The following is an 11952-nucleotide window of genomic DNA, read 5'->3' on the forward strand; positions in this document are numbered from 1 at the left end:
GTCCTTAAAATGTTATTCTGTTTGAAATTACTTTCTTATCTCCATTTTTCTTTTTTCTAATGTTTCCCTGTTAAAAAGTCGGTACCTAATGCTAAATAGTTGGTATCCAAACGTCAAAGGAAACGGGGAAGAGCAGCTAGCAAACGAATATGTATGTAACGTTTACTCTACGGTATAATCAAGAAAAATTAAGGCTGGCTCCATTAGTGATCCAGTCTTTCCTTATTTATTCAATATCCCATCAATCCCTTGTCCGTAGCGTGTTCAGATGATTTTCATATCGCTTTCTATGCAGTTCGAGTGCTGAGGTAAGATGTGTTTTGCTCTTTTTTTATGTTTTTTTTTCTTAATTCAATCCCCGTTCAGGGAACATTTATTTAATATTATTAAAATATTCTATACAAGCCAGAGTGGAAAAAAGAAATAATGGGGTGTTTTGGGGAAGAACTTTAAAGCAGAATGGAAGGAAGAGGGAGGGAGAGATAAGAGGGGTGGGGCTTAAAGCCGAAAGGGTTTGAGGGGGAGGGTGAGTTTGGAACCAAGAAAAAGACAGTTAAATAGCTGTAAACAACCATTGAGAAAAAAACTTGCAACATATATATAAGTAAATTATTATATAAGTAAATACTTATTAGTAATAAGAAAGTGAGGTGTAAAATTGAAAACGACGACTATTGAAATAGAAGAAGTTGCTGTAATACTTAAACTATTAGGAGATAAAACTAGGCTTACCATGATGAAAATTCTTGATGGGGGAGCATGTTGTGTATGTGAATTTGTTGAGATATTTCAAATGACACAACCAGCTATAAGCCAACATCTAAGAAGGTTGAAGGATATGGGATTGGTTCAAGAGGAGAAAAAGGGACAGTGGGTTTTTTATTCAATTAATGAGAACAATGTCTACTATCCATTTGTAACTCAGATTCTTAACCAATTACCTAGCCAGAAGGATAAGTTAAAGGATTTAGAAAAACAAGGGAAACGGATTTCTTGTTGTTAATATTGGGGGTTTTACATTTTGTCAGAAACACTTATTTTAGCTCTTATTATCTTTATTGGAACATTGATTTTAGTTATTTGGCAGCCTAAAGGGTTAAATATTGGTTGGTCAGCTTGTGGAGGAGCTGTTATAGCTTTATTAGTAGGAGTAGTGGGGTTTAGTGATGTTATTGAAGTAATTGACATTACATGGAATGCTACGTTATCTTTCGTTGCAATTATCCTCATTTCGTTAATATTAGATGAGATTGGATTATTTGAATGGGCAGCACTACACATGGCACGGGTAGCAAAAGGTCATGGAATAAAGATGTTTGTATACATCAGTATTTTAGGTGCTATTGTAGCGGCCCTATTTGCAAATGATGGTGCGGCATTAATTCTAACACCCATTGTACTTGCAATGGTTCGAAACTTAAAATTTAAAGAACAAATGATATTTCCATTCATTATGGCAAGTGGATTTATAGCTGATACAACTTCGCTTCCGTTTATTGTAAGTAACCTAGTAAATATAGTCTCTGCAGACTTTTTTGGTATCGGGTTTGTAGAATATGCTTCACGAATGATAATTCCAAACTTATTTTCGTTGATTGCGACGATTTTGGTATTGTTAATTTACTTTAGAAAAAGTATCCCTAGAAATTATGATTTATCAAAATTAAAGGAACCAAAAGAGGCTATTAAAGACATAAAAATGTTTCGCTTATCATGGTATGTTCTAGGTTTATTAGTAATCGGATACTTTACTAGCGAATTCATCAACTTACCTGTTTCTATAATTGCGGGAACCATTGCCATTTTCTTTATCATAATGGCAAGACGCAGTGTTGCTGTTAATACGAAAGAAGTTATTAAAGGTGCACCATGGAATATTGTATTTTTCTCGATTGGAATGTATGTGGTGGTATATGGTTTAGGTAATGCTGGACTTACATCTGCACTGGCAAGTGTCATTCAAACAGTAGCTGATCAAGGTTTATTTGCGGGAACTGTTGCAATGGGATTTATAGCTGCTTTTCTTTCATCCATCATGAATAATATGCCGACCGTCATGATTGATGCTTTAGCTATTGCTGAAACAAATACATCTGGTGTGTTAAGGGAAGCACTTATTTATGCGAATATAGTTGGCTCGGATTTAGGTCCAAAAATCACACCAATTGGTTCATTGGCAACGTTGGTATGGCTCCATGTACTATCACAAAAAGGTGTTAAAATTTCATGGGGAACTTATTTTAAAACGGGGATTATTTTAACAATTCCAATCCTATTTATTACATTATTAGGTCTTTACCTAACACTTACTCTATTTTAAAAAGGAGAATTATTATGTCTAAAAAAACAATCTATTTCTTATGTACTGGAAATTCTTGCAGAAGCCAGATGGCTGAAGGTTGGGCAAAAAAACATCTTGGAGATAAATGGGAAGTTAAAAGTGCAGGTATTGAGGCACATGGTTTAAATCCTAATGCAGTAAAAGCAATGAATGAGGTTGATATTGATATTTCTAACCAAACATCGGATATTATTGATCCTGAAATCTTAAACAATGCTGAATTTGTAGTGACTTTATGTGGAGATGCTGCGGATAAGTGTCCAATGACTCCGCCGCATGTAAAACGTGATCATTGGGGATTTGATGACCCTGCAAAAGCTCAAGGAACTGAAGAGGAAAAATGGGCTGTATTCCAACGAGTTCGTGATCAAATAGGTGAAAGAATCAAGCGTTTTGCTGAAACTGGAGAATAAATCAATTTTCTAACCAAGAGGTCCGTCTCTTGGTTTTCTTCTAAGAATAATATAGGTATATGCTTATTTAATATTAAATGGAGGTTTTTTTAGATGAAAAAAGTTGAGATATTTGATCCAGCAATGTGTTGTTCAACAGGAGTTTGTGGTCCATCAGTTGATCCAGAACTAACAAGAGTAGCATCTGCGGTATATTCTTTAGAGAAAAAAGGATATGATGTGAAACGGTACCAATTAACAAATGATCCTGAAAAATTCGCTAAAACACAAACAGTGAATAGTGTATTACATGAAAAGGGGCCAGATGCCTTGCCTGTTGTATTAGTAGATGAACAGGTTGTTAAAGTTGGAACCTATCCAACAAATGAAGAACTTGCAGAATGGCTAGGAGTAAAAGCTGAAGAGCTTACTGAAAAGCCGAAAGTCCGACTTTCATTAAACATAAAAAAACAGTGAAAAGAAAGAAGTGAAAAACATGTTTCAATCTTTCAAACCTAAAAATGTTGTGCAGACACAGTTTTTATTTTTAACTGGAAAAGGCGGAGTTGGAAAAACATCAACTGCATGTGCAACAGCCGTAGCTTTAGCGGAAAGTGGAAAAAAAGTTTTACTAATTAGTACAGACCCAGCATCTAATTTACAGGATGTTTTTGATTTTGAATTAACAAACTCGCCTAAAGCAGTTCCAACGGTAGAAAATTTATTTGCCAGTAATTTAGATCCCGAGGCATCAGCAAGTGCATATCGTGAAAAAGTAGTCGGTCCATACCGTGGAATATTACCAGATTCCGTTGTAGCTACAATGGAAGAGCAACTATCAGGAGCATGTACAGTCGAGATTGCCGCATTTGATGAATTTACAACTTTACTTACAAACACAGAAATTATAAACCAATATGACCATATCATTTTTGATACAGCACCAACGGGCCATACGTTACGTCTATTACAACTACCAACAGACTGGAACGGATTCTTAGAGGAAAGTACGCATGGTGCTTCTTGTTTAGGTCCTTTATCAGGACTTGCTGATAAGAAAAATTTATATTCGGAAACTGTTGATGTTCTTTCGGATTCAAATAAAACAACACTTATATTAGTAACAAGACCTGATATATCATCTCTAATAGAAGCAGACCGGGCATCAATAGAACTCAAAGAGATTGGAATAAAAAATCAAATACTTATTGTTAACGGTCTGCTTCTGAACTATATGAAAGACGATGAAGTTTCATCAGCTTTTTATCAAAGGCAAAGGAATGCTTTAAAGCAGATACCAGCTAATCTAAAACAGACAGTAAGCTATTCATTACCGTTTGTTTCATATTCTCTAACTGGGGTTGAAAATTTACGTTATTTATTTAAAGAATACGTTATTCCAGTATCAGAGGAAAACAGTGAGAACGAGATAGTAAGACTACCAAATCTAAACGATGTCATTAGTGATTTCTCATCAACTAATACAAGAATAATTTTTACTATGGGTAAAGGGGGCGTTGGAAAAACAACGGTCGCTTCAGCCATTGCAGTTGGTTTGGTGGAACAGGGCCATCGAGTTCATTTGACGACAACTGATCCTGCAGCTCACTTGCAGTATCAATTTCAAAGCGACCAATTAAATCAAAATCTAACTATTAGCAGCATTAATCCTAAAGATGAAGTAGAAAAATATAAAACCGAAGTGTTGGCGACTGCTGGTAAGGATTTAGATGAGGAAGGTCTGGCTTATTTACAGGAAGATTTAAACTCACCTTGTACAGAGGAAATTGCAGTCTTTCGTGCATTTGCCGAAGTAGTTGCCAAATCTGAAAATGAGATTGTCGTCATTGACACAGCTCCTACAGGTCATACATTACTCTTATTAGATGCAGCACAGTCATATAGCAAGGAAATTGCTAGGTCTACTGGCGAAGTGCCAGAAAGTGTAACAAAACTACTTCCAAAGATTAGAGATTCCAAGGAAACATCTGTCGTAATCGTTACCTTAGCTGAAGCTACACCTGTATTTGAAGCCTCCCGATTACAAGATGATTTAAGAAGAGCAAATATTAGCCCAAAATGGTGGGTTATTAATCAAAGTCTATTTGCCACTGATACCAAAGACCCTGTGTTAAGAGGGAAAGCAATTTCTGAAAAAGAGTGGATTCGTGAGGTCAATAATCATTTAGCCGATAGTTGTGCGATTATACCTTGGTTGTATGAAGAAAAGATTGGGTATGAGAAACTAAAAGACTATATAAATTAATGATGTAGAAAAATGATGGAGGTACTACAATGACAACAAAGAATTATCATGAATTAATCAAGGATAGAATTTACATCGGTGGTGCAGACGATGTAAATGATTTATTAGGGAATGAGAAAATAGATGTTGTATTTGATTTAAGAGCTGAGGCTCCGATAGAAGATGTAGTTTATAACCGTATTCATAGCCCTATTGTTGATGATGCAGCAGACCAAGAAGAATCTATTAAGAAATCTATTGATCATGTAATAAAAGCATATAACGAGGGTAAGAATATTTACTTCCATTGCCAAGGAGGAAGTAATCGCACTGGTACTGTTGCAATCGGAACATTATTAGCCTTAGAAAAAGCAAGTACAATTGCTGAAGCAGAAGAAATTGCTAAGGCAGCAAGACCAAAAATTAATGTGAAGCCAGAAATGAAAGAGGCTTTAAAAAGAATTTATCCAAATGGATAGGGGAGAAACCTTAATGAAAATTACAGATGCTGCGAAACACTTATTAGAAAATGTATTAACGGAAAATGGTGCAGAAGGTATACGCCTTTATTCAGTTGCTGGATGCTGCGGACCACAATTTGCGTTATCTTTAGATGCACCACTTGAAACTGATATAATTGAAACTATTAATGGTATTAAAGTAGCAATTGATTCACAGGTTGCTACAACTGAGGAGCTAACTTTAGACAAAGAAGAAAATCAGAACGGTGAAGGTTTAGTATTATTAGGTGCAAGTGGTTGTTGTTAGGAAAAGGTAAAAAGGAGTAGTTAGCTCATTCATGAGTTGATTACTCCTTTTTATTTTAGATTTTGCTAAGTATCCTTAGAGACACTTGCTGAGGAGATTCGGAATCAATTTGACACCGGTCCAATATAGTGAGGAAGCTCAATAAGGTAAGGTTTGTAGCTGTGCAACTGCATAAATAACGAAAAATATAACAGAGGTTATCCGGATATTTTGTGATAACCTTTTATTTTGTATTAAAAAAATTGTTATTAGAATCGGATACCATAATTCAATTTTACATTCATTCAAATAACCACTTGAATGTTAGCAAGTAAAAGGAGTATACTATATTCAAATAAACACTTGAATGAGAATGGAGTGAAAAAATGAATAAAAAAGATACCTGTGAGATTTATTGTTATGATGAAGAAAAGGTAAATCGAATACAAGGGGATTTACAATCAATTGACATTGTTAGTGTATCCCAAATGCTAAAAGCTATTGCAGATGAAAATAGAGCAAAAATTACCTACGCTTTGTGCCAAGATGAAGAACTATGTGTGTGCGATATAGCAAATATTGTAGGTGTTACTGTAGCGAATGCTTCTCATCATTTACGTACCCTCCACAAGCAAGGGATTGTTAAGTTCAGAAAAGAGGGAAAACTAGCATTTTATTCATTAGATGATGACCACATCAAACAGATAATGATGATTGCGTTAGCACATAAAAACGAGGTGAAAACCAATGTCTGATCAAACAGCAAAACTAAATGAACAAGAATTGAAAGCCTATCGTGTTCAAGGATTTACTTGTGCCAACTGTGCTGCCATTTTTGAAGATAATGTAAAAGATCTTCCTGGTGTTCAGAATGCGAAAGTAAACTTTGGAGCATCTAAAGTTTATGTTCAAGGGAATACAACGATTGAGGAATTGGAAAAAGCAGGGGCGTTTGAGAATTTAAAGATTCGGGATGAAAAAGAACAAAAAGTAGAGCGTGAACCATTCTGGAAACAGAAAGAAAACATTAAGGTATATATATCTGCCATTTTGCTTGTAGTCAGTTGGTTCTTAGGTGAGCAATATGGTGAGGAGCATATACTACCTTCGATTGGTTATGCAGCGTCTATTTTAATTGGGGGGTATTCGCTATTCATTAAAGGACTTAAAAATCTAAGCAGATTACTCTTTGATATGAATACGCTAATGACCATTGCGATTATAGGAGCTGCCCTTATTGGTGAGTGGGGTGAAGGAGCAACCGTTGTCATCTTATTTGCGATCAGTGAAGCGTTAGAGCGTTATTCAATGGATAAAGCTCGTCAATCAATTGAATCATTAATGGATATTGCTCCAAAAGAAGCATTGATTCGCCGTGGAAATGAAGAAATGATGATTCATGTTGATGAAATTCAAGTTGGAGACATCATGATTGTAAAGCCTGGCCAAAAATTAGCAATGGATGGAATCGTTATAAAAGGAACGTCCACGTTAAATCAGGCTGCTATTACTGGTGAAAGTGTTCCGGTAACGAAAACGATAGATGAAGAAGTTTTTGCGGGAACCTTAAATGAAGAAGGGTTACTTGAAGTTAAAGTGACAAAACGAGTAGAAGATACCACTCTTTCAAAAATCATTCACTTGGTAGAAGAAGCTCAAGCAGAACGGGCACCTTCTCAAGCGTTCGTCGATAAATTTGCGAAATACTATACACCAGTTATTGTGATCTTGGCTCTTTTAATTGCGGTTATTCCACCGTTATTTGGGGGAGATTGGAGCGAATGGGTTTATCAAGGTTTAGCTGTATTAGTAGTTGGTTGTCCATGTGCCTTGGTTGTTTCTACTCCAGTTGCGGTTGTAACTGCAATAGGAAATGCAGCAAAAAATGGAGTGTTAATTAAAGGTGGCATCCATTTAGAAGAAGCAGGGCATTTGAAGGCTATTGCTTTTGATAAAACAGGTACATTAACTAAAGGGATTCCTGCTGTAACAGACATTATGATATATGGTGGAAATGAAAATGAACAGTTAACCATTACAGCAGCGATTGAAAAAGGATCCCAACATCCATTAGCTTCAGCTATTATGCGGAAAGCAGAAGAAAAGGGATTAGACTTTAATGATGTAATAGTTGAAGACTTCCAATCTATTACAGGTAAAGGTGTAAAAGCCAAGGTAAATAACGAAATGTATTATGTTGGAAGTCCAGCACTTTTTGAAGAATTACACGGAAGCATTGAAAGTGATAGAAAACAAAAGATTACTGAAATGCAAACCCAAGGAAAAACCGTGATGGTACTAGGAACGGAGAAAGCGATTCTTTCGTTAATCGCCGTAGCCGATGAAATTAGGGAAACATCAAAAGAAGTCATTGGTAAATTGAATAATATTGGAATTGAAACGGTAATGTTGACAGGGGATAACAAAAGAACTGCATCAGCAATTGGGAAACAAGTTGGAGTTACTGATATAAAAGCTGATTTGCTACCAGAGGATAAGTTGAATTTTATTAAAGAACTTCGAGGAAAACATCAAAGTGTAGCAATGGTTGGGGATGGTGTGAATGATGCACCAGCACTTGCAGCTTCCACTGTTGGTGTAGCGATGGGTGGTGCTGGAACAGATACAGCATTAGAAACGGCTGATATTGCCTTAATGTCTGATGATTTAAGCAAATTGCCATATACAATAAAGTTAAGTCGTAAGGCTTTAGTAATCATCAAGCAAAATATTACCTTCTCTTTAGCGATTAAATTAGTGGCATTATTGTTAGTTATGCCTGGTTGGTTAACGCTATGGATAGCGATATTTGCAGATATGGGTGCAACATTACTTGTGACATTAAACAGTTTGCGATTGCTAAAAGTTAAAGAATAGAATCATATGTAAAAGGGATAGCAAGACGTTAACGGGCAGAATACTTGAAGAAAAGAATTTTAATATTATACTTGACCGTGTACCTTAGTACACGGTTTATTATGTTTATAGGGGTGAATAATTTGAGTTACCGAATTAGTGTGTTTGCCGAAAAATCCGGTGTAAATAAAGAGACAATTAGGTATTACGAAAAAAAATCATTATTAAAAGATCCTTCCCGAACGAATGAAGGTTATCGGATATATTCAGATGATGATGTTAAGCGTGTAAAATTTATTAAAAGACTGCAAAATCTTGGCTTTTCATTGAGTGAAATATATATATTACTTGGAGTTGTCGATAATGATGAAGTTCGCTGCAAAAATATATTTGAATTTGTATCAAAAAAAGAATTAGAAATTCAAGAACAAATTGCAGATTTAAAGCGTATTGAGTCAATGTTAAAGGACTTAAAAAGTCGATGTCCAGATCAAAAGGCAATACATCAATGTCCTATTGTTGAATCTTTGATTTTTGATTGATTTTTAAATAGAGGAGGAAGAAAAGGTGAAAAAATATCGGATTAAAATCAACGGAATGACCTGTACAGGCTGTGAACAACATATTTATGCTGCTTTAACCAACATAGGTGCTTTAAATATCGAAACCAGTTTTAGACGTGGTGAATCGGTATTTGAAATACCAGATGATGTTAATGCTGAAAATGTAAGACAAGCAATTAAACAAGCAAAATATCAACCAGAAGACATAGAAGATATTTCAACACAGAAGCTAAAAGATATAGAGTTAGATATTAAAAGTGATTACGATTTACTTATCATTGGTTCAGGCGGGGCAGCTTTTTCTGCTGCCATTAAATCAATTGAATATGGGGCAAAAGTGGGGATGATTGAACGTGGAACTGTTGGTGGAACTTGCGTGAATGTTGGTTGTGTTCCATCAAAAACACTTCTTAGAGCAGGAGAAATCAATCATATAGCAAAAGCAAATCCATTTATAGGGTTACAAACATCTGTTGGAGAAGTCGATTTAGCCTCTTTGGTGAAGCAAAAGGATGAATTAGTTAGCGAACTTCGAAATCAAAAATATATAGACTTAATTGATGAATATGGTATTGATTTAATAAAGGGTGAAGCAAAATTTATTGATGAAAATACAGTTGAAGTAAATGGGGAGAAACATTCTGCTAAACGCTTTTTAATTGCAACAGGTGCTTCACCATCAATACCAACAATTTCAGGACTTGAAGAAGTAGATTATATTACAAGTACAACACTACTTGAATTAAAAAAGATGCCTAAGCGATTAACAGTAATGGGTTCAGGCTATATCGGGTTGGAACTTGGGCAACTGTTTCATAATTTAGGTTCAGAAGTAACTCTTATCCAAAGAAGTGATTGTCTTTTAAAAGAATATGATCCAGAGATTTCAGAAGCTGTAGAAAAGGTTTTGACAGAACAAGGTATAAACCTTTTGAAAGGGGCAACTTATGAGCGTGTAGAGCAAGTTGGAGCGGTAAAAAAGGTTTATGTAACGGTAGATGGCAAGAAAAAAGTTGTGGAATCAGAACAACTACTTGTTGCAACAGGAAGAAAACCAAATACGGATTCTTTAAATTTAAGTGCAGCAGGGGTTGAAGTCGGAAAACGAAATGAAATACTGATAAATGATTATGCCAGAACAAGTAATCAGAAGATTTATGCAGCAGGAGATGTAACATTAGGGCCGCAATTTGTATATGTAGCAGCCTATGAAGGTGGGGTTGTTGCTGATAATGCGATTGGTGGGTTAAATAAAAAATTAGATTTATCAGTTTTTCCTGCTGTCACATTTATAAATCCATCCATTGCAACAGTTGGTTTAACAGAGAAAAAGGCAAAAGAACAAGGCTATGAAGTAAAAACATCTGTACTATCTTTAGATTCCGTTCCAAGAGCATTAGTAAACCGTGAAACGACAGGTGTATTTAAGGTTGTTGCTGATGCTAAAACATTAAAAATTCTTGGAGTTCATATTGTATCTGAAAATGCAGGTGATGTGATTTATGCAGCGACATTAGCAGTTAAGTTTGGTTTAACCGTGGAGGATTTAAAAGATAGCCTTGCACCATATTTAACAATGGCAGAAGGACTAAGACTAACTGCTTTTACATTTGATAAAGATGTTTCGAAGCTATCTTGTTGTGCAGGGTAAATGTGAATAAATTAATATCATCGGAGGTATGTATGGATTATTGTGAAAATATGAGACAAATGATTGGGAATTCTTCACTAATTATTGTTCGCCCAAGTGTAGCTATTGTTAATAAGATAAAAGAGTTAAAATTATTTGGTGTCTATTCAGGAAAGGAATTAATAAATCGTGTCGAGGAAAGTGGAGATGAGTATCAAACGGTTGCAATTGGTTATTTATGTACCAAGTACGAAGGAGAAATAACACCTGAAAGCAACCAAGGAATAGAGGCACAATTTTTTGGATTAGATCATTTACCTGACGAGATTGACCCTTTTACTAAAGACAAGTTAGTTGGGGTAAAAGGTCAACTTGAAAAATAAAACTCACTTATTAGGCCAAGGGGCGAATGCTTTACTTTATAATAGCATTGCCTTTTTTTGTTTACGTAGAATATTGTGAAGTATCACACCTTAAAGTAATGGGGCGAGATAGCTTATCCTTTTTATATTTATTTCTTCTTGTTTCTTTATTCTTTTTTCTATTATATGTAGCTGTTACTTTCCTCTTCCCCATGCTAAAAAGTCGGTACCTACTGCTAAATAGTTGGTATCCAAACTGAAAAGGAAGCGGGAAGAGCTGCGGGCAAACAAATATGTATGTAACATTTACTCAACTGCAAAATCAATCAAAAATCGGGCTGGATCCAATCGTGATTCAGTCCTTTTCTTTTCGTCCATTACTCCTTCAATCCCTTGTTGAATAAGGGTTTCAATCGTTTCTCCAATACAAAAATCCGTAGGATTTCCAATCTCTATTCAGTGTGTTTCCTAACTGTAACGCCATCATAAATTGCTACAATTCCATTCTTTTCTCCTGAATTCTTTCTTCCATTACGGAACATCTTTTTAACATTGTCCGAATATTCTATACAACCCAGAACGGTAAAAAGGGGCGGAAATCGGGTGTTTTGGGGAAGAACTATAAAGCAGAATGGAAAGAAGAGGAAGGGCGAGAAAAGAGGGATGGGGCTTTGAGCCGCAAGGGTTTGAGGGGAGTGAGAGGGAGGGAAAGTGAGGGAAGGACTTTTTAGCAGTTGAATAAAAAAGCATGAGCAAAAGTGTGAAAGAAAGCGGGGATAATGATTCCTTAACCCTTAAATCTACTACCGTTATTAT

General features: G+C 35.6%; 12 protein-coding genes. All 12 read left to right on the forward strand.

The window, feature by feature from the left end; all coding sequences use genetic code 11:
• The first annotated feature begins 658 nt into the window (after positions 1-658).
• The 12 genes from J2S19_RS17485 (at position 659) to J2S19_RS17540 (ending at position 11157) form a co-directional block, all read left to right on the forward strand.
• Complete coding sequence (locus J2S19_RS17485) at positions 659-1003, forward strand: ArsR/SmtB family transcription factor (RefSeq protein WP_307344413.1); 345 nt, start codon at positions 659-661, stop codon at positions 1001-1003.
• Positions 1004-1021: 18 nt separating this feature from the next.
• Positions 1022-2320 carry an arsenic transporter gene (locus J2S19_RS17490; protein ID WP_307344414.1) on the forward strand — a complete coding sequence of 433 codons (1299 nt, stop codon included), beginning with the start codon at positions 1022-1024 and terminating at the stop codon, positions 2318-2320.
• Between the two features lie 14 nt (positions 2321-2334).
• Positions 2335-2754: an arsenate reductase (thioredoxin) gene (arsC, locus tag J2S19_RS17495; RefSeq protein ID WP_307344416.1), complete on the forward strand. Its 420-nt coding sequence runs from the start codon at positions 2335-2337 to the stop codon at positions 2752-2754.
• 93 nt (positions 2755-2847) lie between these two features.
• Entirely contained in the window at positions 2848-3210 is a 363-nt protein-coding gene (gene arsD / locus J2S19_RS17500; protein ID WP_307344418.1) for an arsenite efflux transporter metallochaperone ArsD, read from the forward strand.
• Between the two features lie 19 nt (positions 3211-3229).
• A complete protein-coding gene (gene arsA / locus J2S19_RS17505) occupies positions 3230-4999 on the forward strand; it encodes an arsenical pump-driving ATPase (RefSeq protein WP_307344420.1) in 1770 nt (589 codons plus the stop codon).
• 29 nt (positions 5000-5028) lie between these two features.
• Entirely contained in the window at positions 5029-5457 is a 429-nt protein-coding gene (locus tag J2S19_RS17510; RefSeq protein ID WP_019156607.1) for a protein-tyrosine phosphatase family protein, read from the forward strand.
• Positions 5458-5470: 13 nt separating this feature from the next.
• Positions 5471-5746 carry an iron-sulfur cluster assembly accessory protein gene (locus tag J2S19_RS17515; protein ID WP_019156606.1) on the forward strand — a complete coding sequence of 92 codons (276 nt, stop codon included), beginning with the start codon at positions 5471-5473 and terminating at the stop codon, positions 5744-5746.
• A 365-nt stretch (positions 5747-6111) separates the two neighbouring features.
• Complete coding sequence (locus J2S19_RS17520) at positions 6112-6480, forward strand: ArsR/SmtB family transcription factor (RefSeq protein WP_019156605.1); 369 nt, start codon at positions 6112-6114, stop codon at positions 6478-6480.
• Positions 6473-8602, forward strand: a complete 2130-nt coding sequence (locus J2S19_RS17525) for a heavy metal translocating P-type ATPase (RefSeq protein WP_019156604.1) — start codon at positions 6473-6475, stop codon at positions 8600-8602. Before J2S19_RS17520 ends, J2S19_RS17525 begins: the two co-directional genes overlap by 8 nt.
• Before the next feature lie 122 nt (positions 8603-8724).
• Positions 8725-9123 (forward strand): mercury resistance transcriptional regulator MerR, encoded by a 399-nt coding sequence (gene merR, locus J2S19_RS17530; protein ID WP_026682624.1) that lies wholly within the window; start codon positions 8725-8727, stop codon positions 9121-9123.
• Positions 9124-9178: 55 nt separating this feature from the next.
• Positions 9179-10795, forward strand: coding sequence for a mercury(II) reductase (merA, locus tag J2S19_RS17535; protein ID WP_370875169.1), 1617 nt, complete (start codon positions 9179-9181; stop codon positions 10793-10795).
• Positions 10796-10827: 32 nt separating this feature from the next.
• Positions 10828-11157 carry an NUDIX hydrolase gene (locus J2S19_RS17540; RefSeq protein ID WP_307344428.1) on the forward strand — a complete coding sequence of 110 codons (330 nt, stop codon included), beginning with the start codon at positions 10828-10830 and terminating at the stop codon, positions 11155-11157.
• Positions 11158-11952 lie beyond the last annotated feature (795 nt).

Source organism: Metabacillus malikii (assembly GCF_030813355.1).
Classification (GTDB): Bacteria; Bacillota; Bacilli; order Bacillales; family Bacillaceae; genus Metabacillus; species Metabacillus malikii.